General features: G+C 31.4%; 26 protein-coding genes and 1 pseudogene. 19 read left to right on the top strand and 8 right to left on the bottom strand.

The features are described from left to right. Positions 1-34: 34 nt before the first annotated feature. Positions 35-544 carry an RNA polymerase sigma factor gene (locus AC3VJB_RS11045; protein ID WP_167712850.1) on the bottom strand — a complete coding sequence of 170 codons (510 nt, stop codon included), beginning with the start codon at positions 542-544 and terminating at the stop codon, positions 35-37. A 128-nt stretch (positions 545-672) separates the two neighbouring features. On the opposite strand from AC3VJB_RS11045, the gene AC3VJB_RS11040 reads away from it, so the two are divergent. From AC3VJB_RS11040 to AC3VJB_RS11025, 4 genes are all read left to right on the top strand, one after another. Continuing rightward, a complete protein-coding gene (locus tag AC3VJB_RS11040; protein WP_159610950.1) occupies positions 673-1725 on the top strand; it encodes a hypothetical protein in 1053 nt (350 codons plus the stop codon). A gap of 115 nt (positions 1726-1840) precedes the next feature. Next, positions 1841-2614, top strand: coding sequence for a membrane metalloprotease (locus tag AC3VJB_RS11035; RefSeq protein WP_073182197.1), 774 nt, complete (start codon positions 1841-1843; stop codon positions 2612-2614). 24 nt (positions 2615-2638) lie between these two features. Further along, positions 2639-3226: a porin family protein gene (locus tag AC3VJB_RS11030; RefSeq protein WP_497667143.1), complete on the top strand. Its 588-nt coding sequence runs from the start codon at positions 2639-2641 to the stop codon at positions 3224-3226. A gap of 112 nt (positions 3227-3338) precedes the next feature. Then, entirely contained in the window at positions 3339-3920 is a 582-nt protein-coding gene (locus AC3VJB_RS11025; RefSeq protein ID WP_125064421.1) for a class I SAM-dependent methyltransferase, read from the top strand. Positions 3921-3958: 38 nt separating this feature from the next. Here the strand turns inward: AC3VJB_RS11025 and bioB are convergent, their stop codons facing one another. Continuing rightward, positions 3959-5056, bottom strand: coding sequence for a biotin synthase BioB (gene bioB / locus AC3VJB_RS11020; protein WP_497667142.1), 1098 nt, complete (start codon positions 5054-5056; stop codon positions 3959-3961). Positions 5057-5162: 106 nt separating this feature from the next. Next, positions 5163-6326 carry a beta-ketoacyl synthase N-terminal-like domain-containing protein gene (locus tag AC3VJB_RS11015; protein ID WP_073182194.1) on the bottom strand — a complete coding sequence of 388 codons (1164 nt, stop codon included), beginning with the start codon at positions 6324-6326 and terminating at the stop codon, positions 5163-5165. 88 nt (positions 6327-6414) lie between these two features. Between AC3VJB_RS11015 and AC3VJB_RS11010 the strand changes: the two genes are divergently transcribed. Beyond that, positions 6415-6852 (top strand): cytochrome c oxidase assembly factor Coa1 family protein, encoded by a 438-nt coding sequence (locus tag AC3VJB_RS11010; protein ID WP_497667141.1) that lies wholly within the window; start codon positions 6415-6417, stop codon positions 6850-6852. On the opposite strand, the gene bioA is transcribed toward AC3VJB_RS11010, so the two are convergent. From bioA to AC3VJB_RS10985, 5 genes are read right to left on the bottom strand one after another with little or no spacing between them, the layout of a single operon-like run. Continuing rightward, positions 6838-8103, bottom strand: coding sequence for an adenosylmethionine--8-amino-7-oxononanoate transaminase (gene bioA, locus AC3VJB_RS11005; RefSeq protein WP_497667140.1), 1266 nt, complete (start codon positions 8101-8103; stop codon positions 6838-6840). The two genes, AC3VJB_RS11010 and bioA, sit on opposite strands and share 15 nt — an antisense overlap. Continuing rightward, entirely contained in the window at positions 8081-9229 is a 1149-nt protein-coding gene (locus tag AC3VJB_RS11000) for a hypothetical protein (protein WP_437823424.1), read from the bottom strand. The genes bioA and AC3VJB_RS11000 overlap by 23 nt, the downstream gene beginning before the upstream one ends. After that, the gene (gene bioD / locus AC3VJB_RS10995) at positions 9230-9838 is read right to left on the bottom strand and encodes a dethiobiotin synthase (RefSeq protein WP_437823422.1); all 609 of its coding nucleotides are present in this window, start codon (positions 9836-9838) and stop codon (positions 9230-9232) included. It lies immediately after the preceding gene. Then, the gene (locus AC3VJB_RS10990; protein WP_047790664.1) at positions 9835-10215 is read right to left on the bottom strand and encodes a putative signal transducing protein; all 381 of its coding nucleotides are present in this window, start codon (positions 10213-10215) and stop codon (positions 9835-9837) included. Before AC3VJB_RS10990 ends, bioD begins: the two co-directional genes overlap by 4 nt. An 8-nt stretch (positions 10216-10223) precedes the next feature. After that, positions 10224-11351 (bottom strand): aminotransferase class I/II-fold pyridoxal phosphate-dependent enzyme, encoded by a 1128-nt coding sequence (locus AC3VJB_RS10985; RefSeq protein WP_173358904.1) that lies wholly within the window; start codon positions 11349-11351, stop codon positions 10224-10226. A 280-nt stretch (positions 11352-11631) separates the two neighbouring features. Here AC3VJB_RS10985 and tssD point away from each other — a divergent pair, with 280 nt between their 5' ends. The 14 genes and pseudogenes from tssD to AC3VJB_RS10915 all read left to right on the top strand — a co-directional run bounded on the left by tssD (position 11632) and on the right by AC3VJB_RS10915 (position 24656). Further along, complete coding sequence (gene tssD, locus AC3VJB_RS10980; protein ID WP_073182189.1) at positions 11632-12030, top strand: type VI secretion system tube protein TssD; 399 nt, start codon at positions 11632-11634, stop codon at positions 12028-12030. A 58-nt stretch (positions 12031-12088) separates the two neighbouring features. Beyond that, entirely contained in the window at positions 12089-12586 is a 498-nt protein-coding gene (locus AC3VJB_RS10975) for a hypothetical protein (RefSeq protein WP_047790808.1), read from the top strand. 3 nt (positions 12587-12589) lie between these two features. Continuing rightward, positions 12590-13192: a hypothetical protein gene (locus AC3VJB_RS10970; protein ID WP_125064422.1), complete on the top strand. Its 603-nt coding sequence runs from the start codon at positions 12590-12592 to the stop codon at positions 13190-13192. Between the two features lie 12 nt (positions 13193-13204). After that, a complete protein-coding gene (locus tag AC3VJB_RS10965; protein WP_053056793.1) occupies positions 13205-14965 on the top strand; it encodes a type VI secretion system Vgr family protein in 1761 nt (586 codons plus the stop codon). An 11-nt stretch (positions 14966-14976) separates the two neighbouring features. Further along, positions 14977-16305 carry a tetratricopeptide repeat protein gene (locus AC3VJB_RS10960; RefSeq protein ID WP_497667139.1) on the top strand — a complete coding sequence of 443 codons (1329 nt, stop codon included), beginning with the start codon at positions 14977-14979 and terminating at the stop codon, positions 16303-16305. Positions 16306-16311: 6 nt separating this feature from the next. After that, positions 16312-16899, top strand: a complete 588-nt coding sequence (locus tag AC3VJB_RS10955) for a hypothetical protein (RefSeq protein WP_047790812.1) — start codon at positions 16312-16314, stop codon at positions 16897-16899. A 21-nt stretch (positions 16900-16920) separates the two neighbouring features. After that, positions 16921-20250: an RHS repeat-associated core domain-containing protein gene (locus AC3VJB_RS10950; RefSeq protein WP_497667138.1), complete on the top strand. Its 3330-nt coding sequence runs from the start codon at positions 16921-16923 to the stop codon at positions 20248-20250. A 7-nt stretch (positions 20251-20257) separates the two neighbouring features. Continuing rightward, positions 20258-21202 (top strand): hypothetical protein, encoded by a 945-nt coding sequence (locus AC3VJB_RS10945; RefSeq protein WP_464848498.1) that lies wholly within the window; start codon positions 20258-20260, stop codon positions 21200-21202. Positions 21203-21521: 319 nt separating this feature from the next. Next, positions 21522-21659: pseudogene (locus AC3VJB_RS10940) on the top strand (RHS repeat-associated core domain-containing protein); the annotation flags it as partial. 156 nt (positions 21660-21815) lie between these two features. Then, a complete protein-coding gene (locus tag AC3VJB_RS10935) occupies positions 21816-22064 on the top strand; it encodes an HNH/ENDO VII family nuclease (RefSeq protein ID WP_462099337.1) in 249 nt (82 codons plus the stop codon). A 14-nt stretch (positions 22065-22078) separates the two neighbouring features. Then, positions 22079-22534 (top strand): SMI1/KNR4 family protein, encoded by a 456-nt coding sequence (locus AC3VJB_RS10930; RefSeq protein WP_047790867.1) that lies wholly within the window; start codon positions 22079-22081, stop codon positions 22532-22534. Between the two features lie 8 nt (positions 22535-22542). After that, positions 22543-23097, top strand: a complete 555-nt coding sequence (locus AC3VJB_RS10925) for an imm11 family protein (RefSeq protein WP_497651646.1) — start codon at positions 22543-22545, stop codon at positions 23095-23097. Between the two features lie 409 nt (positions 23098-23506). Further along, on the top strand, positions 23507-24142 hold the full coding sequence (locus AC3VJB_RS10920) for an RHS repeat-associated core domain-containing protein (RefSeq protein WP_497667137.1): 636 nt from the start codon (positions 23507-23509) through the stop codon (positions 24140-24142). 85 nt (positions 24143-24227) lie between these two features. Next, positions 24228-24656, top strand: a complete 429-nt coding sequence (locus AC3VJB_RS10915; RefSeq protein ID WP_281980053.1) for an SMI1/KNR4 family protein — start codon at positions 24228-24230, stop codon at positions 24654-24656. Positions 24657-25344 lie beyond the last annotated feature (688 nt).

The following is a 25344-nucleotide window of genomic DNA, read 5'->3' as shown; positions in this document are numbered from 1 at the left end:
CTTTTAGACAATAAAGAAGTAAATTTCCCTACCCTTACAATAATTCTATTTTTGATCTCAATTTTTTTAATGCTGAAGACATCCTTTTTTCAACAGCTTTTTGCGAGATATTTAGTAACTCAGCAATTTCTCGATATTTTTTACCGTCTATTCTATTCATTAAAAAAACCTCTCGTTCAGCCTCTGTTAAATTTTCAATAGCATTTTTTAGTTTGTTTTTAAACTCTTCTTCTTCTAATAAATATTCCGGACTTTGATTATTTATATCCAAATACGGAGCGCTTTTAGCATAGTTTAAAACAACTTTTTCATGCTTTAATTTGTTTAAAAAAAGGTTGTTTACACTAGTAAATAAGTACGATTTTGCCTTTTCATATGATATTTCTGAACATTTTTCCCACATTTTTAAAAAAGCTTCTTGTATTAAATCTAGGGCAGTATCTTTATCGTTAGATTTATAAGATGAGAAGTTGGTAACGAATTGAATATTAGTCTTATAAAACTCGTTAAAGTCTTCCTCATTACACAGTGATTTTTTAGTCATATGAATGCTTTTATAAAGTTAAAATAGAAAAAAAATCGAAAACAAAGGTAGGGTAAAACGATTTATAGTTTTCTAAAGGACAGAAAGAGCTCAAAAAACAAATGTTTAAAAAATTAAAATTTATTAAGATGAAAACGATAAAATTAATAACCATACTTGCATTAGCTACTTTGACAATTTTTACCTCATGTCAATCAGAAGAAAATGAACAAGTAGGTACAAATCCAAATGCAAATACCCCAACTTCTGAAACGGCAAAGAAGTATAAAAGAACAGGTATGAACGATGGATCAGAAGATGATTTTTTGGATGGAAATTCATGTGCTGAGTTATTGTTTCCAATAACAGCAACTATAAACGGTAAAGAAGTGACTATTATAAATGAATTAGACTATAGTTTAGTTCTTGAAATAATGGATGAGTTTAATGATGATGATGATACCGTAGTTTTTAATTTTCCAATAACAGTAAAGTTAAATAACTATACAGAAGTAACTATAACTTCGCAAACAGAATTGGAAGAATTAAATAGAAAATGTGATGAAGCATCAGATGAAATGGAGGATGCTATCTCTTGTGCAAAAATAGAATATCCAATATCAATGCTCACTTATGATGTTAATTTAGAACAAACAGGTACTGTTGTAATCGAATCGGAAAAACAGTTGTACAACTTTGTAGATAGCTTAGATTCAAGCGAATTATTCTCTGTTAAGTATCCAATAACTATAACTTTAAATAACGGCAGTTCTGTGAAAGTTAATAGTGATTCTGAATTTGAAGACGCTATTGAAGAGTGTACCTCTTATGAAGAAGAAGAGGAAGCAGCAGAAGTAGCAGCCGACGAGTTAGAAACCATTATCAGTAAAGCTAAATTTAAGGTAGAAAGCTTTATTCAGGCAGGAGTGGAAAAAGCTGACGAATATGCTGCATATACTATAGAATTTACAAATGAAGGGAAATTAATAGCAAGAAATATAGTAAACACAACTTTAGAAAATATCGAAGGAGAATATGATGTAGAATCAGATACAAGAGTCCTTTTAGAAGTTGAGTTTGAAGCTGGAACTGTTGTAAGCGCTTTAGGTAATGAATGGGTTGTAACTACTTATACAAGCACTTTACTTACATTACAAAGTACAACAGATACTTCAATAACATTAACATTTAAAAAGATATAAAGAAAAAATCTTTTAAGCTAGTTGATTTTGGAACTTTATGGCTACGCTAGTAGTAGCCTAAAGTTTTAAAAAACCAATGATATTCAAATTACGTAAGTAAGATAAAGAAAGAATAATGAGAAAAAAGTTTTTTACAGTTTTACTATTCAGTGTTTTGATTTGGGGATGTTCCAAAGAAAGTGAACCAATAATTAATGATGGTGTTGAGGTTGCAAAAGAGAATAGAAAACCTACGGGAGCATCAGCAAATGAGTTATTATCAGACAATGTTTATAAAAAAATGATTGTAGAGTTAGCTTATGTTGAAGGATTTGAACCAACTGAAGAGGCAAAGAATAACTTTAAAAACTTTATTAAAGAAAGAACTTTCAAACCAAACGGTGTAGAATTATATACGAAATCAATACCTACTATAGGAAAAGAAGTATATACAATCAATGATATTGTAACGATTGAAAACGAGCATAGAACTTATTATAACACACAAAATACCATAACGGTTTGGGCATTGTTTATAAATGGTAAATCTTCAAAAGATTCCGATTCTTCTTTTGTTTTAGGCACTGCATATTATAATACATCGTTTGTAATTTTTGAAGAAACTATTAGAGAACTAAGTAATGGAACATTTGAGCCAGAAAGAAGCTTATTAGAGTCTAGTGTAATCCATCATGAATTCGGACATATTTTAGGACTTACAAATTTAGGAACCCCTTTACAAACAGACCATGAAGATGCAGATCATCCAAAACATTGTAACGAAGAAAGTTGTTTAATGTATTGGGCAGCAGAAACTAGTCATGGTATTGGAAACGTATTCTCATCAAATAAAATTCCAACATTAGATAGCCAATGTATAGCAGATTTACAAGCTAATGGTGGAAAGTAGATCGTAAAATTAAATCAATAAAAGATGAAAAAAATTCAGTTAGTAATAGTATTTATAACAATGATTAGTGCATCTATAGTTGCACAAGATAGTAGTAAAAAGTCCAAAGCTGGTATTAAAGGAGGATATAACTTGTCTGCAGTGAGTTTTAATGGAGATTCGGAAACAGAGCAGCTACATGGATTTCATATAGGTTTTTATGGAGAGTCATTTATAGGAAATAGTGTTTCACTTCAATTGGAACTATTATACTCACAACAAGGGTATAAAATTATAGATGGAGGAGGTACTTATAAGCAAGAGCTAGATTATATAAATCTTCCTTTAATGGTAAAACTGTATCCTTCTGAAAACTTTTTTTTAGAGGCAGGACCTCAAATAGGACTTTCAATAGCACATAAAGAAACCTTTGATAGTGGCTTTATTCTGTATGATACCTCAAAAGAGTTTGATCCTAGAAATTTTGATTGGGGATTAAATTTTGGTGGAGGTTTTAAAACAAATAGTGGAGTAAGTTTAGGAGTAAGGTACCATCTAGGATTGAATGATATTTATGAAGAAGACAAACCCAAAAATAGAGTCTGGCAATTTTATATAGGGTTTGACTTCTAGTAAAAAAAGCGATGTTTAAGCATCGCTTTTTTTGATATTAAGTTATCCTCTTAACAGTAGTTAAATTAAAGAAGCTTTATTTTTAAATTTGTAAAAATAAAAGTAAGAAGAAATGATAGAGTTGTCAGAAACATTTTGGAATAATAAGTACTTACATAATAAAACAGGATGGGATTTAGGAAAGATATCCAACCCGTTAAAAGAATATGTTGATCAATTAGAAGATAAAAGTATTCAGGTTTTAATACCTGGAGGAGGAAACTCATACGAGGCGGAGTGTTTATTTAATAAAGGATTTAAAAATGTTTTTGTAGTAGATATTGCTTCAACACCGTTAAAAAGAATTCAAAAAAGAGTTCCTAACTTCCCAAAGGAAAATTTAATTCATGCTGATTTTTTTGAATTAAAAGGCACTTTTGATTTGATTATAGAACAGACTTTTTTCTGCGCTATCAATCCAGGGTTAAGACTAAAGTATGCACAAAAAGCACATGAATTACTAACTAATAAAGGTAAACTAGTTGGTTTGCTGTTTGATGCAGTACTAAATGAAGACCATCCACCTTTTGGAGGGAATAAAAATGAATATGAAAAATACTTCGCACCCTATTTTACAGGAAGTATGGAACCTTGTTACAATTCATCAGGAGGAAGAAAAGGTATGGAGCTGTTTGTGAAAATGATAAAAAAATAACCGTTAAATTTAATTCAACGGTTATTTCTTATTTGATGTTAGGCTCTTATTTCTTTAGCCTCTTGCTTCTTTTGTTCGTTACGCTCAATTTTATGGTCTGGTCTTGTCCATTTTGGTTTTTCACCTAACGATTGGTATTGTGAGTTTTCTGCTTCAACAGATTCTCTTTGTTCATGCTTAAAGAAAGGCTTTTGTGTATTTAAACCTAAATCTTCAAACATTTTCATGTCTTCATTAATATCAGGATTTGGAGTAGTTAATAATTTGTCTCCTGCAAAAATTGAGTTTGCACCAGCAAAGAAACACATTGCTTGACCTTCTCTACTCATTTGAGTTCTACCTGCTGATAAACGTACTTGTGAATCTGGTAATACAATACGAGCAGTAGCTACCATACGAACCATTTCAAAAATGTTTACAGGAGGTTGCTCTTCTAACGGAGTTCCCTCAACTGCAACTAATGCATTGATAGGTACAGATTCTGGGTGTGGAGAGAAGCGAGTTAAAGTTTCAAGCATTCCAGCTCTGTCTTCTAAAGATTCTCCCATACCAATAATACCTCCTGAGCAAACAGTTATATTTGTTTTACGTACATTTTCAATAGTGTCTACTCTATCTTTAAAAGCACGTGTAGAAATTACATCATCGTAATAATCTTCTGAAGTATCAATATTGTGGTTATAAGCATACAAACCAGCTTCCGCTAAACGTTTTGCTTGATTTTCGGTAACCATACCTAAGGTACAGCAAACCTCCATGTCTAGTTTGTTAATAGTACGTACCATTTCTAACACTTGGTCAAATTCTGGTCCGTCTTTTACGTTTCTCCAAGCTGCACCCATACAAACTCTTGATGATCCACCTTCTTTGGCACGTAAAGCTTGTGCCTTAACTTGGTTTACAGTCATCAAATCATTTCCCTCAACATTGGTATGATAACGTGCTGCCTGCGGACAATACCCACAGTCCTCAGAACACCCACCAGTTTTTATAGAAATTAAGGTACTTACCTGTACTGTATTTGGGTCGTGATATTTTCTATGCATAGTTGAAGCCTCGTACAAAAGCTCCATTAAAGGCTTATTGTATACTTCTAGAATTTCCTCTTTCGTCCAATCGTGTCTAATTTCAGTCATAAATTCGAGTTGTTTGTGGTGGTAAAAATAAAAAATTCCGCTTCGAAAGCGGAATTTTATGACTCTTATTTTTCTTTGTCAAGAGAATCTCTCTTATCGATTGTTTTTAAGTGTTCTTCGTTGTGATTAAAATAGAAACCGCATTTCCTCCAAAACCAACAGCGTTTACCAGTATTTTATTGAGTTTTTTTGGAGTGTGTTGAGGTTCAGCAAAGGGAACTTCAATAACTTGTTGGTGTTGTAGCATTAGTACGGCTAATTCTAAACTTAACAAGCCAGAAGCACCAAACGTATGACCGATTTTCCATTTATTGGTAGTTAAAAAAGGTACTTTGTTAGAAAATACTTTTTGAATCGCATTAATTTCCGATTGATCTCCTTTAATAGTTCCAGGAGCATGCATTACAATAGCGTCAATTTCATCTGGAGAAATTGTTCCTAAAGCCATTTTCATTGATTTTTGAAAACATTCTGCATCTGTTGTTACAGAAGTATTGTGTTTCAAAACTTCAGTAGCATATCCAACCCCTTCAATAAAAGCGATAGCATTTTCTTTACTTCCACTCTCTAAACAAAATACAGAAGCACCTTCTCCCAATACCATGGTGTTTTTGGTTTTGTTGAGGTCAAAAGCCTTACATGGATATTCATCATTTTCTTTAGAATATACTTTTAATGCCTGCATTTGAGCGATGGTAAAATCAGTTAGTGAAGCTTCGCTAGCGCCAATCATAAATTTCTCTGACATTCCCGATTGTAACCAAGCTACACCATTAAGTAACGAATGCAAGCCAGTAGAACAAGTAATAGAATGTGAGATTTCTGGTCCGTTACTCTGTAAATCATGCGCAATCCAAGAAGAAATATTCCCTAAAGTGGTAGTTGGAGAACTTAAGGTAGATGATTTTCCTGTAGCTAAAAACTCTTTGTGATATTTTTCAAACAAAGAAGTAGCACCGCGAGAAGAACCAATGTTAATTCCAAAGTTATCCGAAGATTTCCAGTCTGTTTGTTCCATTGCTTTTCTAGCAACAAACAACGTGTATAAAACAGATGGATCTAAATTTTTATATTTATTATCTGAATTTTGAACCTCCTCAATAGCATGTTTATCCTCATCAGTCAATTGTGCTACCCATGCTTTAGAATCTTCAAACTCTTTAGAGCTTAAAAAATGTTGCTTATTTAGGTAGTTTTTCCAAATTTTTTCAGTAGTGCTTCCCAAGGCTGAAACAGATGCAAATGATGTTATGGAGATAAGTTCTTTCAAAACGATAAAATTTCAGCAAAAATAAAAGTAAAATCAAGTATTCTAAAGAAAATAAAAATATTTATCTTGGGATAAAATTATTGAAGTTATGAGTGAGCAACGTCAAAAAAGTTGGTTTGGAAGAAATTGGTTGTGGTTTATACCATTAACAGGATGTTTAGGGTTTATTTTATTAATTGTTTTAGGTGTAGGTGCAGCATTTTTTGGAGTGTCGAAAATAATGACAAGTTCTACTCCTGTTGAATATGCTATTGAGCAGGCATCTAAAAACGAGTTGGTTATTGAAAACTTGGGACAACCTATTGAAAAATATGGAATTCCATCAGGAAATATTTCTCTTACCAATGACGATGGAAATGTAGATTTTTCTATTCCGATAAGAGGAGATAAAGGAGAAGGAACTCTTATTGTTAGAGGAATTAAGATAGATGGAGAATGGATTTACGAAGATTTATACGTTCATATTAAAGAAACTCAAGAAGAGATTAATTTATTAGAAAAGGAAAAAGTTCTAGAGTCTATCTAGAACTTTTTCAATAGTTGTATATATTTTTTCAAGTTGCTCTTTCGTAATTACGTAAGGTGGTTGAATGTAAATAGTGTTTCCTAACGGACGTAAGAAAACACCTTCATCCATAAAAGACTTTAAAAGTTGGTCTCGAAGCGTTCCATAACGACCAGAATTGGTGTTTAAATCAATCGCTAAAATGACACCTTTACATCTTGTGGTGTTTACTTTTGGGTGATTTTCTATCTTTTCGGAAAAAGAGATATTAGAGTTTTCAATAAATTGGATGTTGTCCTGAATCTCTTTGGTTTGTAATAACTCAATACTAGCCAATGCAGCACTACAAGCTATTGGATTTGCAGAATAGGTATGGCAGTGGAAAAAACCTTTGGCAATATCATTATCTAAAAAAGCTGTGTAAATTTCTTCAGTACATGAAGTAATTGACATAGGAACCAATCCAGCGGTCAATGCTTTACTTAAGCATATAATGTCTGGTTTGGTAGCAATTTCATCAGAAGCAAAATGGTTTCCTGTTTTTCCGAAACCAGTCATTACTTCATCAGCAATAGTTAACACGTCATTTTCTTTACAAATAGCTAAGATACTATTCAAATCTTCGGCTTTGTGAATTTTCATTCCAGCCGCACCTTGTACTAATGGTTCGTATATGAATCCGGCAACATTATGTTCTGAAATAATCTGTTGTAATTTTTGTGCGATAGTTTCATTATTTTCACCGTTTGGCACAGGAATACGTTGAATGTCCATTAAAAAATCTTCAAATGGGCCATTGTATACTGATAATCCAGAAACAGACATCGCTCCGAAGGTATCTCCATGAAAACCATCTTCAAAAGCAATAAAAGTGTTACGTTTTTCCCCTTTGTTAAAATAGTATTGTAAAGCCATTTTAATTCCCGCTTCTACAGCAGTAGATCCATTATCATTAAAAAAGATTCTATTTTGATTTTCAGGAAGAATTTTAATCAATTCTTCTGATAATTTTACGGCGGGTTCGTGGGTGAAATCACTAAACATTATTTGATCTAATGTTTGCATTTGTTCATATACGCGACTTGTAATGTAATCATTACAATGCCCAAACATACAGGTATACCAAGATGAAATAGCATCAATATATTCGTTACCGTGTTCGTCGGTTAGCATGCATCCTTTGGCTTTTACAATACCCAAACTGTTTGGGTGTGTTTGATGTTGTTTTAGCGGATGCCATAAATGTTTTTTATCGCGTTCTTGTAAGTTCATAGGTTTCGTTCTTTTGAAAAAGAGCTGTCAAATGTACAATAGAAATACATAAAACCACTCCGAAATAGGCAATAAACAATAGCCACATAATTGAGGTTGAAAACAATTCAGAAAAAAATGTAGGAAAAACTAAAAAAGCTTCTGAAGTGAGTAAGAAAAAGGTGTAAACAATCCAGGTGCTTGTATGGGGTTTTGTTTCCAATTCCATCCAAATAAAAGGCAGGTACATTCCTAAAAATAGTAAATGTAACCAAGCTATGAGCATAAACCTATTCGTTATAACTAAGTTAGAAAAGTAAGGAATACTGCCAAAGCAATTCATAATTCCGATAAATAGTAGTATCCCAAAAAACAATTGGTATGTAAGCTTTTGCTTTGAAAATGATTTCTTTAGTTTTAGGAAAAATAGTGTCAAAATTATTGAGCCAATACCTCCTATAATTTGAATAGCCAGATGATTAAAACTATATTTTAATGAGTGTGTATATAATAGTACAAGAGCACTAATAATTAAGATGATTTGTTTTTTTGATAGCTCAACAGTTGTTCTTTGAAAAAGAATGGCAAGCATCCAAAGAAAAAAGGAACCGAAATACTGAAAGTGTAAGTAGAAAAAAATAGCTTGTTGATACCAAGGGGAACTTTGCATTTTCATTGCCATTAAAGGTCCAAGTGCATACGGACCAATGGAAGAAATAAAATGAAAGATAATTCCTACTTTTATTAATGTTAAAGTTGATTTTTTACCAATTAATCGTTCCCATAGTCTAATTACCAACCAGTAACTAATCCACAAGTGTAAGGTAGAGAATGTAATAGTAACCAATGCATACCCTTGGATAATAAACCCTACTAACAAAATGGCAACACAAACCTGTAAAGCAAGATATAATCGATAAGAAGTGTTATCAATTCCATTCGTAAACCTTGTAAAAAGGAGTAGAATTAAAGCATTGAAAACAAAACCCAATAACATAATGTGAGAATGGGAGTGCAATACAAACTTAAAGGGAAAGTTAGCAATGCTTCCTGTAAAAGCATAACGCAAAACCAGACCTATAACTCCTCCTAAAAAACCAAAAATTAAAGGAAAAGACCAAAGATGTTTTGCGGTAACAGGTTTCATTTATAAATTACTTTTAAATAATTCAGCGTATTCTTTAATCACATTCTTATCGAAATAAGGTTCTTCTTCAATTCGTCCAATTACAGGAACATCTGTCATTTTTTTGATAATGTCTTCCGTTGTTTTATGTTCGTTTCCTGAAAAAATCAATGATACTTCAAATCCTTTTTCTTTTAATAAGTTAACTGTTAATAGGGTGTGATTGATACTTCCCAAATAATGACGAGACACAACAACAACTTTATAATCAGGTTTGATAATGTCTAACAAGGTGTTTTTATCATTAAGAGGGACTAACAATCCACCAGCCCCTTCAATAACTAAATTATTTTTAGTCGAAGGTTCTTTTATGTTGTCAATTTCAATAGTCACTCCATCAATTTCTGCGGATGCGTGTGGACTCATTGGTGTTTGTAGCGCATATGCGTTTGGATGAAAAACAGTGATTGAGTTAGAAATTAGTTTTTCTACCTTATGAGTATCAGAATGTTCTAGGTCACCTGACTGAATAGGTTTCCAATAATCTGCTTGCAAAGCTTCTGTGACAATAGCAGCAGCAACGGTTTTTCCTACTTCTGTAGAGATTCCTGTGATAAAATATTTTTTCATTTAAAAATTGTTTTACAATCGTTGCAGATGAATTTCTTACTTTCAAAAAAAGGAAAGAGCATAAAAAAGATGTTTTTACGTTGTAAATCGGCAACTAATATTTTTGTAGAATTACATTTTGGACAATGAATGTCGTTTCCTTCTTCATCCTTTACGTAAGTTCTTATTTCGTTATAAACAGTAGCAGCTTTTTCTAAATCATTATTGTGTACCAATAGCTTAACTCCACCAATGGCTTGACTAATTAAAGGATCAGAATCAATTGTTTTTTCATCCATTAACATGGTTCTAATATCTTCTGAATCTAATTTAGCCTTTACAACTTGTGCTTCAGTAGAGTATTCAAACACAGCTAAAATGGTATAATTATCTTGCATTGTATTTTTTAAACAAAAGTAGCAAGGTTCTCTAAAACATTTGTAATTTCTTCTTTAGAATTATAAGCGTGTAAACAAAAACGTAATCGTTCTTGGTTTGTAGGGACGGTAGGGGATAGAATAGGCTTTACTTCAAAACCATGTTGTTGTAATTGCAAAGCCATATTTTTTACATGTTCATTGCCAGAGATAATACAGCAATGAATGGCAGAAGTACTTTGAATGAAGTTTAATCGCAACCTATTGGATTCTGAAATAAAATGTTGAATGTTTTGTTGAAGTTGTGCTTTAGAATCGCTAATAATTAATTCGTCGTAAGCAATTTTTATTGTAGCTAGGGCATGTGGCGGTAAACCAGTAGTGTAAATAAAACTACGAGAAAAATTAATAAGATACTGTTGTAGTTGCTTGCTTCCCAAAATGGCTGCTCCATGACAGCCTAAACCTTTTCCGAAGGTAATAATTCGGGCAAAAACCACATCTTCTAAATGTAATTTTTGAATGAGCCCAAAATCAAATACCCCCAAAGCATGTGCTTCATCTACAACAAAATGTACATTTGTATATTTTTTGATAATTTGTGACATTGCTGTCAAGTCAGGAGAGTCTCCATCCATAGAAAAAATAGATTCGGTAATCACATAAATTTCTGAATCGTTATTCTGAGTAAACCGAAGTATTTTTTCTTCTAAATCTTTTGTGTCATTATGTTTGAACTTAAAAGATTTAGCATTAGATAATTGAATTCCATCTCTTATAGAAGCATGAATAAGTTCATCAAATAAAATAATATCACCACGTTGAGGTACCGAAGCAAAAAAACCGATGTTAGCATCGTAACCAGAGTTGAAAACTAAAGCAGTTTCAGAATTATGAAGTTTAGCTAGCTGTTTTTCAACTATTGTATATAGTTTGTGATTTCCAGAAAGTAAGCGAGATCCTGTAGCTCCGTTAACCTTATGATTGTTATCAACTAAAAACCGATGTGTTTTATCAAAGATCATCTCTGATTTAGCAAATCCTAAATAATCATTGGAAGAAAAATCGACAAAAGAATTCTCTTTACCGAGGTTTCTTAAAGCGTTATTTATTTTTCGTTGATTGAGTTTTTTATTAAGTTTATTAGGGAGCTGCATAGTGCAAAAATAGAGGAAAATAATATGTCTTTAAAACTAGTTTTTATATTAAAATTACTAAAAAACAATTATTTTTTTAAATGAAACGTTTGGAAGTTAGTTATTTAGTTTTATATTTGTTACGACACAAGGCAATATTTGTTATCTTCTTTCTTCTTATAGAATGGCGCCAAAAAATAAAAAAAGAGAAGGTTTTATATTGTTTAAAGCTTTCTCTTTTTTTATTGAGAAAGCTCTAAAAGTGTTTTAAATTAATTATTCAACCCAAAAAAAAGAAACTATGGGATCATTTAGAGCAAGTTTCGAATTCGCAGGAAAAGAATTCGACGTATTACAAGCTGAGTACAGCTTAAACAGAAACACAGACACAAAAGGTAAACCATCTTCAAGTGTAAACGGAGGAAGAGTTACTTTAACTATTGAATCTACATCAGATACTTCTGTTATCGAGGCAATGGTGAATAGCCAATTTAAGTCTGTAGATGGAAAAATTGTTTTCAAGAAAACAGAAGAAGATTCAAAAATGAAAGAAGTGGAGTTTAAAAACGCTTACATCGTTTATTTCAAAGAAGATTTAGATGTAAACAACGAAATTCCAATGAAATTAACAGTTACTTTCTCAGCTGAAGAATTATTAATTGGTAACGCTAACTTAGACAATCGTTGGCCAGTAGCTTAATATAAAACAATGCCTAAGTTTTAAACTTAGGCATTGCCTTTTTTAATACCTAAGCTATATGAAAAAGGTAGAGATAGTTGTTACAAATGAAAAAGAAGGATTAGCTAGAATCACTAGTTATCCTTATCGTCCTGATAAAAAAAGATATGAGGTTCCTTTATATAAAGTGTATGTAAAAAATCTTGAAACTCAAAAAACACATGAATTTAAAGCTATTAGGTTTGGTGTAAAACGTACAAAACTTAAAGCAGCGCATGTTGTAGGTCTTCAAGATAATCAAGAATATACACTGCAGTGGAGTTATATAACTACAATGCGAGAAATGGCTTGGAGAGTTTATTCAGGCTTTTTTATACATAGAGGTCCTGCTAACCCTTTAGCGGGTTTTGGTTCAATAGGTTGTGTTGAAATATGTGGAGTTGGAGAGTGGGAAAGATTCAATACTTTAATTAAGCAAATTACAAAGTGTAGTAGTGAAGAAGAAGTTAGTTTGAATAAATTGGCAAAAGTTATTTATAAAAAAGCTACTAGACCGATACTAAAACTAATACCTTAATAAATGATTTTTCAAAAATCATATAGTTACATATATATCTTATTGTTTTTCTTGTTTGCATGTAAAAGTACATCATCGTTAGGTCAAAAGAAAGACAACAAGTATTATACAGTGTTTTCTGAATTGAAAGAAGACAATAGCTATCTTAATGAATTGTTTAAGGAGCTAAAAGATGATTTTAATCTTTGTGAGGTTACTGAATCTCAAAAAAAGATTTATAAAAAATATCCTAAAGTTTTTTTAGAAGAATTAGCACGAAGTTTTGAAAACACGTCTTTTTTAAAAGTTAAAAGTTTAAAAACGCTTTCTGTTTTATCGTTAAAAGAAAAACAAGAATACAATGATTTGTGTATAAGTATTGAAGAATGGGATTTTGATAAAATTAGCGATGCACACACAGTTTTTAATAATCTAAAAAAGTACAGAGAAAAAGAAATAAAATTCAATACAATAAATTGGATATGGGTAACTTATGATAATCGTATTTATAGGATTAGTTCAGATAATCATAGTGTTACTAATGAGGAGATGGTTAGAGTAAAAAAAAGTTTAACGTCTTTATTAAAAAAGAAAGGTAATGTTAAAGATTTTGCCTTTTACGAATAAAAAAAATAAATTATGAAAAAATTTGATACTAAAATTAGTATAGACGGGCAGTTTATTGATTATTATGAATCAATAAGCTTGGCGCAACAAATATATAATCATCACTTTTTCTGTGTTGAATTAGATTATCAAGTTATTGAAAAGTTAGGAACACATACAATAGATGCTTCTAAAAAATGGCTAGGAAAAGATATGATGATTGTTTTTGAAGATTATAGCTTTTCAGGAGTAATAACTAATATAGAGTTAGTACATAACAATGGGTTTGAGAGTAGGTTGCATGTATCAGGCTATTCAAAAACCATTTTGTTAGAGGCAGGTAAACACTTGCAGTCTTGGTTAAAAAAAGAGTTATCTACCATAATAAAAGATGTAACAGAGCAAGCTAGTGTTAAAGCTGAGGTAACCCCAGTTTTTAAAGAAGAGATAGAATATGAATGTCAGTATAACGAAAGTCATTATACACTAATTAAACGTTTAGCAAAACAATATAATGAATGGTTATATTACGATGGTCAAAAACTATTATTTGGCAAGCCTTCTTCTCAAAAAGCAGCTATAGAGCTTATTTATGGAAAAGATTTACCTTCTTTACATATAGGTATTGAAACAAAACCAAATAATTTTAGTGCATTTTCCTATAACAGTTTATTAGATGAAAAACATTCAGAAAAAGTAAAAGGAAATGTAAAAGGTCTTAACGAATTAGGGGCTCATTCATTTAAAGCGTCTAAAGACGTGTTTAAGTTAGCATCTAATCAACATTTAAATGGTGTTTTTAACGACAAATCTAAAATAGAAAAAGCGATAGAAGCTTTACGATCTTCAAAAATGGCAAATAGTCATGTAATTAAAGGAAAATCAAACAAACAAAGTTTAACTGTAGGATCTATAATTAAAGTTTTAGCAACAGGGTTTAAAGATGGAGAGGGAGCAAAAGAGCAGAAGCCTTATGGAGAGTATATTATAACTGAAATAGAGCATGAAGCCTTTAAAGATGGATATGAAAATAGCTTTACCGCAATAGCTTCTAGTGTAGAAGTTTTACCTACCAATTTTGAAGTTAATTTTCCAATTGCTGAACCACAGCTAGCTACAGTCGTATCCAACAAAGATCCAGAAAATAAAGGAAGAGTTCAAGTAAAATTCCAGTGGCAAGTAGATAATATGAAATCTAGTTGGATACCAGTACTAACTCCCGATGGTGGTAAAAGTGATCAAGTGAATGTTAATAGAGGGTTTGTTTTTGTACCAGAAGAAGGAGATCAAGTAATGATAGGGTTTAGGTATAATACTCCTAATCGTCCATTTGTAATGGGAAGTTTTTTTAATGGAAAAACAGGAGCAGGAGGAAGTGATAACAATAAAATAAAAAGCATTACAACTCGTAGTGGAAGTACCATAACGTTTGATGATGATGAAGGAAAAGGAAAAATAACAGTTAGTGATCCAAGTGGAAGCACGGTTACATTGAATGGAGATGAAACCATTAGCATTAGTGCACCTAAAAGTATAACGCTAAGTTCAGAAGAAATTAAAATAGAAGCTAGTAAATCTGTAACTATAGATGGTAAAGACGAAGTTTCTGTAAACTCTAAGAAAATAGTACAAGAGGGAAGTGATTTAGTAGAAATAAAAACAAAATCGAACCTTAAAATAGAATCTAAAACACAAGAAACTAAGTCGAGTAAATATAGTGTAGAAGGGAAAAGTGTAGATATTCAAGGAATGAATACTAGTGTAAAAGGAAATGTTAAGCTAAGCTTAAACTAAATTAATTAGCTATGCAGGAGAATAATGCTATAACACATAGAATTACACAACTACAAACAAAATGGTTTAGAAAAGTAAAAGAAGATACAAAACTGGTAAGATGGCTTATTGAAGAAAATGAGTATAGAATGTTAGAAGCTTTTGTGTTGTTAGAATCGGGAGAACATGGAGTTTTGTCAGAATTCTTTTTCCCGTTTACAATACCTTTTTTCGATAACAAAGAGGAATCTTTTGCTTTAAACCTAAAAAATGCTTGGATTGACACATGGAATAATAAACAGTATAGAGATGAAGTTCCTAAAAAACTTTTACCACAATGGCAAAGTCAGCCTTATGAGAATACAGCTGTAAAGAATAGAGAACAAGAGTTCTTGGAGTGTATGAGTTCTTTTGCACAAGCTATTTCTAATAATGCTAGGTTGGTGCTAGTTTTATTACCTCAAAATTTAAAACAATTAGGAAAACAATGGGGAAATTGGGTGTTGTCTTTAACTGAAAAGCTTCCAGATAATTTACAAATAATGGTTGTAGATTATAAAGATAGTAAAGCTTTTAGGTATATACCAAACGAGGTAAAAGAAGTAAGTATAGAAGCCAATTTAAAGATGTTTCAGGCTATGAAAGAAATAGTAGCTTCTTCTGGAGATGCTCATGAACCAGGAATAGCTATAAATACCTGTCTTTTAAACATATTTGAAGAGCTTCAAAAAGAAAACATACGTGGAGTTGAATTGTGGGGAAATAAAGGTATTGAAGTAGCTAAAGAAGCAGCCAGTAAAAGTTTAGAGGCAACGGTGCTTATTACTTATGGTAGTGCATACTTTCAGCTTAAAAAGTACGATAAAGCATTGGTTAAATTTAAAAACGCTTTAACAGTTTGCTATGATGGAATTACTCAAGACGATACAGTTTGTGAGAGTTTATTAATTCAGGGATACAATTTTACAGCAGCCACTTACCATGTAAAAAGAAATAAAAGTGAAGCTATTGAATACTATTTAAAAACAGCAGAAACAGCTAAAAGCTATCAAGTATATCCAACTTATATAGAATCAATCAGGTTAGCTTCCGAATTATCAGTAAAACAATTTAACAGTAAAGAAGCCTACAAGTTACTTAACAACTGTTTTGAAACGGTAAAAGAGTTGGATAAAACAATGTTACGTTACACAACTTTTTTTTTAGTGTGCGAAAAACTGTATGATAAATACCATGCAAACAATGAGAAAGATGCAGCAATAACAGTTGAAAATTTGGCAAAGAGTATTTGGGGAGAACATTGGAAAAAACCTAAGCCAGAAGAAATGATACAACCAGTTAGTATGATAACAAATACCTAAAAAAATATGCAGCCAGCATCAAAACATACAAATATAGCAATGGGTATAGATATTCATTTTGTAACTATACCACCATCACCAGCACCAATTCCTATACCACACCCTTTTATAGGAATGATTTTCGACCCAATGGATTATATTCCTGTTATAGGAACCAATGTGTATGTAAACAATCAAAAACGAGCAAATGCAGGTACTATGGCTACTTTAGGAACCATAAAACACTTTCCTTTAGGAGCCGGATTTTATCCTGCTACTATGCCGTTAATAGACCATGAAGGATTGCACTTTTTTGGTAGTAAAACAGTAGAAGTAGATAGCTCTTATTTTAGTGTTGCAAGTTATAATATGATGACTTGTAGTTGTATAGGGATTCCTTTAGGATCGCCAAATATGTACACACCTACCACTACTACAATACCTATTCCAGCAGGACCTCCTGTTATTGTAGGTGGACCTCAAGTACCCGATTTAATGGGAGTTGTTATGAAACTCGCTATGCTAGGAGGCCTAAAGTTTTTAATGAAATTTGGAGGTAAAACCTTTAAAAAACTTGCTAAAAAATTAAAGAAAGGTTGTAATTGCCCATCATAAAACCTAAAAAAGAAAAAAGCTATGTTACACATCCCAACCGGACAGTTAAACATCCAAAATACCGATTTTGAATTGCCAGGAATTATTCCGTTTGAATGGAAACGAAATAACCAATCTTGGGTAACCTACAATAAAAGTGATTTAGGTACTATTTGGACACATAATTTTGACCAATATTTAGAGTTAGTTGTTCACGAACAATATATTAACTGGAAAAAAAACAATGGAAGCATTGTATCCATACCTTATGTAGAAGACGGAGAAGAAAACGTATTTAAAGACGAAAAAATTAGTTATCAACGTAAAGGAAATCAAATTATTCTAGAAAATTACGAAGAAGACTTATGGTATGTATTTACCAAAGATAATTTTTTAGGAAACAACCATTATAAGCTAACGAATGTTCAAAAATATCAATTTAGTATTGATTTGAATTATACAAACGGAATGTTAGCGCTTATTACCGATACCGCCAATCGTGAAATTACCTTTTTACGTAACGAAAATAATCTTATAGTACAGGTACAAGTACTGGCAGAAGGAAAAATGCATACGTTGGTGAGCTATGAATACGATGAAGAAAATAGATTAACTTCGGTAACAAATAGTGAAGGTATTACAGAGCAATACGAATACAATAACAACTTTTTAACGAAAAAAATAGATGGTAATGGAAGCGTATTTTATTGGCAATATGAAAATAAAACAGACGAACCAAAATGTATCAAACGAGGATTCACCGATGGTACAAGTGTAGAGAAGTTTACATACGAAAAGGGCATTACTAAAATAACAGATGGAAAAGGAAACACGACTACGTATTATATTAATGACGAAAAAATAGTAGAAGTACAAAACCCCTTAGGGCACAGCGAATATTGGGAGTATGATTTAAACGATAACCTAATTTGTTATACAGATGCTCTTGGGCAAAACACCTATTACGGTTACGATGTATACGGAAACCAAACTCATATTCGGTTGCCAAACGGAGCAGAACTGTTATATACTTATGAAAACAATAAATTAACAAGTGTAACCAATGCTATGGGAGCTGTTATGTTGTTGGAATATAATGAAATTGGACAACTTGTAACACAAATAGGATATACTAACGATATTACACGTTACGAATACGAAAACAATTTACTAACCACGGTTATTAACCCCAATGGTTTACGAACCTATATCTCATATACTAAAAACTATCAATTAAATACCATAACCGATCATAATAAAGTAGTAACCCAGTGGAAATATGATGAGTTAGGTAGAGTACTAACGATAAAAAACAGCGAAAATATAGCAGAAAATTATCGATACGATAGTTTAGGGCGCGTAACAAGCATTGTTACTATGGAAGCCAACCGTATTAACTTAAAATATGATGCCCTAGGTAATTTAATACAATTAAAAGACGCTCAACATAATATAAATTTTAAATACAATTCTGCAGGCAAACTCTTAAGTCGCAAACAAAATAATACAGAAATACTTTTTAAATACGATAGAGCTGATAACTTAAAAGCCATAGTTAACGAAGAAAAAAACGTATATAGCTTTAAGCGCAATGCAGCAGGACACATTGTTAAAGAAATAGGGTTTGATGGAAAAACTCAACGTTATTTAACAAATCCAGTAGGAAATGTAGTTGAAAAAATAGACCCTTTAGGAGTAAGTACCAAAATAACATACGATCGTTTAGGAAAAGTAAGCGAAGTAGTTTACCCAAGTGGAGATAAAGAAACTTATCAATACGATAAAAACGGACTTTTAGTTCAGGCTATAAATAAAAACGCTACTGTTGTTTTTAAACGAGATGAAACAGGAAATATAATAACCGAAATCCAAAACGGTATTGAGGTAAAAAGCATCTATAATGCCATGGGTTATCGTACCCATTTAGAAAGTAGTTTAGGAGCCAACATAGCTATTACTCGTAATAAAGACAACTCAATAGCCAATACGTTAGCGAAAACAGAAGAAGCGAGTTGGCAAGCACAATATACCTATGATGCTTTAGGTTTAGAAATAGAACGTAACTTACCAGGAGGAGTAACCAATACTTGGCAAAGAAGACCCGATGGAAAACCTGAAGTACATGCGGTTTCAGTAAATGAAAAACAAACCACACATAGGCGCTATAGTTGGGATATTAACGATAAGCTTACCCGAATTTTTGACAATATAGCAAACAAAGGAGTTGCTTTTAGTTATGACGCTTTTAATAACTTAGCCAAGGCAGGGTATTCAGATGGTAGTTTTGACTATAAACTACCCGATGCGGTAGGTAATTTATACCAAACCGAAGCACAAAATGAACGAACCTATGGTAAAGCAGGTCAGTTACTATCGTGCCCAGATTTTGAGTATAACTATGATGCTAATGGTAATTTAGTAGAAAAAAGAGCTAAAAAAAGTGTTGAGGTTTGGCGTTATACATGGGAAGAAAACGGAATGCTCTCTCAGGTAATACAACCTAATAAAGATGTTATTTCATTTACGTACGATGCTTTAGGCAGGCGTATAAGTAAACAATACAACGACCAAAAAATAACCTATTGGGTGTACGATAAAAATGTGCCTTTACACGAATGGAGTCTGTCAGATAAGGAAGATTTAGTTACTTGGATTTTTGAAGAAGACAGCTTTGTGCCACAAGCAAAAATAGAAAACAATGAAACTTATTCTATTATTACCGATCATTTAGGTACACCTATACAAGCATATCATAGTAGCGGTAAAAAAGTATGGGAATGTGAGTTGGATATATACGGAAAAGCTCGTAGTTTTACGGGAGAAAAAACGTTCATTCCTTTTAGATATCAGGGGCAGTATGAGGATGAAGAAACGGGCTTGTATTACAATAGGTTTAGGTATTACTCACCAGAGTCAGGGACTTATATTTCCCAAGATCCGATAAGACTAGCTTCAAGAGAACCTAATTTTTACAGCTATGTAAATAATTCTAATATATGGGTAGATCCTTTTGGACTCTCTACAGTTTACTTAAGAAACAAAGAAGTATACGTGGGAAAGGCAAAGTATAATGCTGCCAAAAGATATGGGAATAAAAATATAGCTACAGATATTTTTGATGGTATTCCTAATACTGATACAGCTCAAGGGGTTGAACAAATTACTTATGAAAGAATGAAAAAAATGGAAGCAGCAGGAGAGATTGACCCTATGACTAATGCACAAAGACCAGTAAATATGGATAATAAGAAAAAAACCTATAGAAGAGATTTAGGAGAAAAATGGTTGATTGATACTTTTGGGGATGACTACGATGAAATAATAGATAAAAGAGTTAAAGATCATTATAAACCTAAAGGAATGTGTAAATAATTAAAATATGAATTTAGACAAGAAAGACCTATCTTATTTGAGAAATAATATTTCTTTTTTGAAAGAGAATAATACCATAACTATAGAAAAAGGAGTTAGCGCAGATGTTTTGAATAAACTGAATGAAATTCTTAATGATATTTCAAGTATTAAATTAATTCTGTTTTGTGATCCTAACAAAACAAATCGAGATAATTTATTTAGAAATTTGGATGTATTACAATTTTTAAATAATTTGAAACATATTAGTATTATTGTTGGTTCTTCAACCCCTCTTGAAAGTATAGATAAGATTGATTACATAAAAGATTTACAGTCATTTTCTCTAGGTGGGTTTTATAACAAAAAAATAAACTTAAATGTTCTGAAAAAACATAATAATCTTAAAGAATTAAGTTTTGAACATTCAATAAACAAAAAAGATTATAGCATAATCAAAGATTCTTTAGTGAAGATTAAACTAAAAGATATTAATTTAGAATATGTTTCGAAGAATACTAATTTAAAAGAACTCGTCATTCTTGATAATGTACAAAATGAACATCTGCTGACACAAAAATATCCCAGTTTAAAAACTATAAAACTTAGTTTTTGTAAGAAAATTGCTGATTTTTCATTTTTAAACGAATTGTTAGATTTAGAAAATATCTCATTCAATAGAGTAAATACGATTACAGAAGTTCCTTCTTTGAAGTCTAAAATAATTAAAAGACTAGAATTTTTAAATTGTAAAAATTTGCAGAATATCCATAATATAGTCTCATATAAAAAATTGGAAAAATTAGCAATAACAGATGCTAATATAGAATTTGGAGAGATTAAAAAGATTGCAAAGAATATGTTATTGGATACTTTTTACTTTAGAAGTAAGGATAATTCTGAAACTAATGAGTTTGAGTCTTTGGCTTTGAAATATCAATTTCAAAATTCTCATGCAGGGTTTTGGAAGTGAAAAACTGACTTCACTGACTTTTATTATGTTAATATTCTAAATTAGAAAACAATGCAAAATAGAAATAGGCATATTTAGATGTAGTTGTTTTTATTGTTATACTTATACTTATTTGAGTTTTAGAGTCTCTAAGTAAGGCACTAGCTGGCATAAATACCTTGCTTGTGAGAATGTAGTAGAACTAGAAAACACAATTTTATATAAAAATAAAGAAGATAAAGCATGGGAAGCAGAATATGATATTTACGGTAAAATTCGTAATATTATTGGTAAACGTTCTTTTATACCATTTCGTTACCAAGGGTAGTATGAAGATGAAGAAACGGGATTGTATTACAACCGTTTTCGTTATTATTCATCTGAAAGTGGTACGTACATAAGTCAAGACCCGATTGGGTTAGCAGGAGGAATGCCGAATATGTATGCCTATGTAAGCGATAGTAATAGTTGGGTTGACCCTCTAGGACTTACAAAGTTTAATCCTATCGAAGTTTTAGGAAGAAAGGTATATCAAAACGGAACAGATTTTGTCACAGGAACTCCTGATATTGTTGATTCAAGTGTTAATAAACACATTAGAAAGAGAATTGCCAATGGGGCTACCAATTTAGATTTGATGAAAACAGGGAATGCTCCTATAGGAATAGATGGAAAACAAATAAATCTACATCATGTTATAGGGCAAGAACCTGGGCCAATGGTAGAGCTTACTTCTTCATTCCATAAAAAACATCATAAAGCACTACATGGTTTAATAGAAAATAAACGAAGTTTTAGAAACAATAAAGCATTGCATAATGCTTATGAAAGTTTTAGAAAAAAATATTGGAAAGAAAGAGCTAAAGGATTAAGTTGTTGTTAATAATTTTATAGAACATGAGTTATATTGATGTTATAAAAAACATAGAAGATGATACTTTTTATAGTGATGGAAATGTATCAGGTGGAATAATAAATGAATGTGAAAAGATTCTTGGTCTAAAATTACCTAAAGAGTACAAAAAATATATTTCAGAATGTGGATATATAGGTTTTGGTGATAGTATATTACTTGGTTTAGATTCAGATGGAGAAAATGAAGAAAGAGGTACAGTTTTAGGGGATACTTTATTTGCAAGAGATGAATTTTCTCTTGGAGGTGAGTTTGTGGTTATTGAATATCAAGATTATGAAAATTTGTATGCGTTAAAGTGTTCTTTAGATGAAGAACTAGAGGATTCACCAATTTTTAGTTTTGATATAAAATATGATAATAAATTGGCTGAACCTGTTAAAGTTTCTGATAGCTTTAAAGAGCATTTCAAAACATTTGTTGATAATTTATCAGACTAATTATATTAATGAATTATCAATTTTCAGATTTCTACAAAAGAGATGTTAGTTTTGTTTTCGATGATGAAAACGATATAGACTTTTCTACTTTAAATGAGGGAAAAAAAATACAATTTGCATTCCCCTTTTTATATACAGTTGATAAAATAGATAGCTATATAAACTCTTATGATTTATTACCAACTATTGGTTTACCATTAGTAAGTGAAAAATTTAGAGATACTTTTCTTGATTTAACTAAAAGCCAAATAGAGTTTATTCCTGTTATAATTAGAGATGATAAGCAAAATAAAAATACTAACTTTTTCGCTTTGAATATTCTAAATGTAATTTCTTGTATGGATGAAGAAAAATCAATTACAGAAAAAACCAGATATGGTACTTTAAAAATTAAAAAACTTCATTTTATTAAAGGTGCTTTGAAAAATATGGATATAGTAAGAACGGAAGAACATAAATCTTATATTATAGTTACAGAAGTTTTTAAAAATAAGTGTGAAAAAGCTAACTTAAAAGGAATTAACTTTATAGAAGAAGGACATTCTATTTATACAGATGTTTAATTAGTTGTGTAATCAAAGCCACCTTAAATAATATTTAAAAATAGAAAAGCCACAGTTTAGAGTTGTGGTTTTTTTATTGCGCAAATGCTTGTTTTGTTTTAAAGTTTTGTATGTAGGTATCAATAAGGTTAAATAAGATACTTTTAGTGCTATTATCTAATTTTTCTATATCGTTAATGCGTTGCAAAACAGCTTTGTTATAGTTAGATATCTCCCCTCGCTAGCGCGAGCGTCACGCTCGTACCGTGTATGAGTAAGCGGCAAAGAGTCAGGAAAATATAAAGAACAGCAGCGATGCTGTGGTTTTTTCGCATCATGTTATCCACATCGCTTATAAAATTTGAAAAAAACTTATAGGTACACCTATACAAACATATCATAGTAGTGGTAAAAAGTATGGGAATGTGAGTTGGATATATACGGAAAAGCTCGTAGTTTTACGGGAGAAAAAACGTTCATTCCTTTTAGATATCAGGGGCAGTATGAAGATGCTGAAACGGGATTGTATTACAATAGGTTTAGGTATTATTCTCCAGAGTCAGGAACTTACATAAGTAAAGACCCTATTGGGTTACTTTCTGGAGAGCCTAATTTTTATGCTTATGTTCACGATAGCAATACGTGGATAGACTCACTCGGGTTGGCAGGGAATTTGTATGATATAGTTAATTATGGAAATAAAAGTCCAGGACTTTTTAATCATCATAATATTATGGATGCTTGGGCTAAACATAATATTCCAGGCTATGTAAGTAGACAATCTTCTCAACCTACAATTCAATTAACAAAGGATTTACATGATGCTGCACATAGGGCTGAAAGACAATGGATGAAGGATAACTTTGGAAAAGTAAGAGGTAATTGGAAAAATATTTCAGCTAAACAAATGCAAGAACTTTCAGAAACTATGTTTGATGCAGCCAAAGTACCAAAATCAGTAAGAAGAGAATTCTATAAAGAATTTCATAAGTATATTTATACAAATAAAAATATTATTGAAGCTGTAAAAGACAATTTAGCTAAAGCAATTAAGAGTTGTACATAATCAAACTATTATGAGTATAGTCAATATTTTAGAATTGATTGAGAGAGATTCAAACTGTGAATTGATTCGCGTTAATCGAAAAGAATTGGATAAGGAGATTCTACTGCCTGAAGACTTAAAGTATTTTTATCAAAATTACGATGGGATAGACTTCTATAAGAATGAATCATTTGGAATAAAAATAGTGTCTTATCAGGAATTTAAAGTTACAAACACTGTGTTATTTCCAGAAGATGATATAATTTGGGAAGAATTGGAAGGTGATATAAGTAATAATTGGTATCTAATAGCATCGTCAGAAGGATTAGGGCAGTATATTAGTATTGATTTGTCTCAGGGTGAAAAAAAAGGTTATTGTTATGATAGTTTTATTGAAACTCATTCGCATCCTGAAGACAGTATGATTATAGCTAAAAGTTTTACAGAGTTATTAGAAAGAATATATGAGTCAAAAGGAAAAGAATGGTATTGGACTCTACAAAGTTTTTCTAATTATGGTGATGCTTATGATTAGAATCGGTAGTGTCCTAAATTGGCACTTTTCATTTTTTAATAAAAAACATTCAAAAAATCAAAACCACAGTTTTAAGCTGTGGTTTTTTATTGCGCAAATGCTTGTTTAGTTTTAAAGTTTTGTATGTGGGTATCAATAAGGTTAAATAAGATACTTTTAGTGCTATTATCTAATTTTTCTATATCGTTAATGCGTTGCAAAACAGCTTTGTTATAGTTAGATATCTCCCCCCGCTAGCGCGAGCGTTACGCTCGTGTCGTGTATGAGTCAGCGGTAAAGAGTCAAGAAAATATAAAGCACAGCAGCGATGCTGTAGTTTTTTCGCATCATGCTATCCACTTCGCTTATAAAATTTCAAAAAAACTTATAGGTACACCTATACAAGCATATCATAGTAGTGGTAAAAAAAGTATGGGAATGTGAGTTGGATATATACGGAAAAGCCCGTAGTTTTTTACGGGAGAAAAAGCGTTTATTCCTTTTAGGTATTAAGGGCAATATGAAGATGTAGAAACAGGATTGTATTATAATTAAGGTGTTATTTATCTGATACTATAATATTCTTAGATTGGATTATAGTGTTGTGTATTCTGAGGTGAAAAAGACATTTATAGAGAAGAAAGATGTAATAAATAGAGTGGTTTTGATAGAAAATCATTAAAACAAAAAAATCAATCTAAAAAAGATT

Source organism: Tenacibaculum sp. TB-53 (assembly GCF_059716285.2).
This window is presented reverse-complemented; position numbering and strand designations above follow the sequence as displayed.

Coding starts and splice junctions, on each gene's coding strand:
- AC3VJB_RS11045 (WP_167712850.1), bottom strand. CDS start 544: ATGACTAAAAAATCACTGTGTAATGAGGAAGACTTTAACGAGTTTTAT.
- AC3VJB_RS11040 (WP_159610950.1), top strand. CDS start 673: ATGAAAACGATAAAATTAATAACCATACTTGCATTAGCTACTTTGACA.
- AC3VJB_RS11035 (WP_073182197.1), top strand. CDS start 1,841: ATGAGAAAAAAGTTTTTTACAGTTTTACTATTCAGTGTTTTGATTTGG.
- AC3VJB_RS11030 (WP_497667143.1), top strand. CDS start 2,639: ATGAAAAAAATTCAGTTAGTAATAGTATTTATAACAATGATTAGTGCA.
- AC3VJB_RS11025 (WP_125064421.1), top strand. CDS start 3,339: ATGATAGAGTTGTCAGAAACATTTTGGAATAATAAGTACTTACATAAT.
- bioB (WP_497667142.1), bottom strand. CDS start 5,056: ATGACTGAAATTAGACACGATTGGACGAAAGAGGAAATTCTAGAAGTA.
- AC3VJB_RS11010 (WP_497667141.1), top strand. CDS start 6,415: ATGAGTGAGCAACGTCAAAAAAGTTGGTTTGGAAGAAATTGGTTGTGG.
- bioA (WP_497667140.1), bottom strand. CDS start 8,103: ATGAACTTACAAGAACGCGATAAAAAACATTTATGGCATCCGCTAAAA.
- AC3VJB_RS11000 (WP_437823424.1), bottom strand. CDS start 9,229: ATGAAACCTGTTACCGCAAAACATCTTTGGTCTTTTCCTTTAATTTTT.
- bioD (WP_437823422.1), bottom strand. CDS start 9,838: ATGAAAAAATATTTTATCACAGGAATCTCTACAGAAGTAGGAAAAACC.
- AC3VJB_RS10990 (WP_047790664.1), bottom strand. CDS start 10,215: ATGCAAGATAATTATACCATTTTAGCTGTGTTTGAATACTCTACTGAA.
- AC3VJB_RS10985 (WP_173358904.1), bottom strand. CDS start 11,351: ATGCAGCTCCCTAATAAACTTAATAAAAAACTCAATCAACGAAAAATA.
- tssD (WP_073182189.1), top strand. CDS start 11,632: ATGGGATCATTTAGAGCAAGTTTCGAATTCGCAGGAAAAGAATTCGAC.
- AC3VJB_RS10975 (WP_047790808.1), top strand. CDS start 12,089: ATGAAAAAGGTAGAGATAGTTGTTACAAATGAAAAAGAAGGATTAGCT.
- AC3VJB_RS10970 (WP_125064422.1), top strand. CDS start 12,590: ATGATTTTTCAAAAATCATATAGTTACATATATATCTTATTGTTTTTC.
- AC3VJB_RS10965 (WP_053056793.1), top strand. CDS start 13,205: ATGAAAAAATTTGATACTAAAATTAGTATAGACGGGCAGTTTATTGAT.
- AC3VJB_RS10960 (WP_497667139.1), top strand. CDS start 14,977: ATGCAGGAGAATAATGCTATAACACATAGAATTACACAACTACAAACA.
- AC3VJB_RS10955 (WP_047790812.1), top strand. CDS start 16,312: ATGCAGCCAGCATCAAAACATACAAATATAGCAATGGGTATAGATATT.
- AC3VJB_RS10950 (WP_497667138.1), top strand. CDS start 16,921: ATGTTACACATCCCAACCGGACAGTTAAACATCCAAAATACCGATTTT.
- AC3VJB_RS10945 (WP_464848498.1), top strand. CDS start 20,258: ATGAATTTAGACAAGAAAGACCTATCTTATTTGAGAAATAATATTTCT.
- AC3VJB_RS10930 (WP_047790867.1), top strand. CDS start 22,079: ATGAGTTATATTGATGTTATAAAAAACATAGAAGATGATACTTTTTAT.
- AC3VJB_RS10925 (WP_497651646.1), top strand. CDS start 22,543: ATGAATTATCAATTTTCAGATTTCTACAAAAGAGATGTTAGTTTTGTT.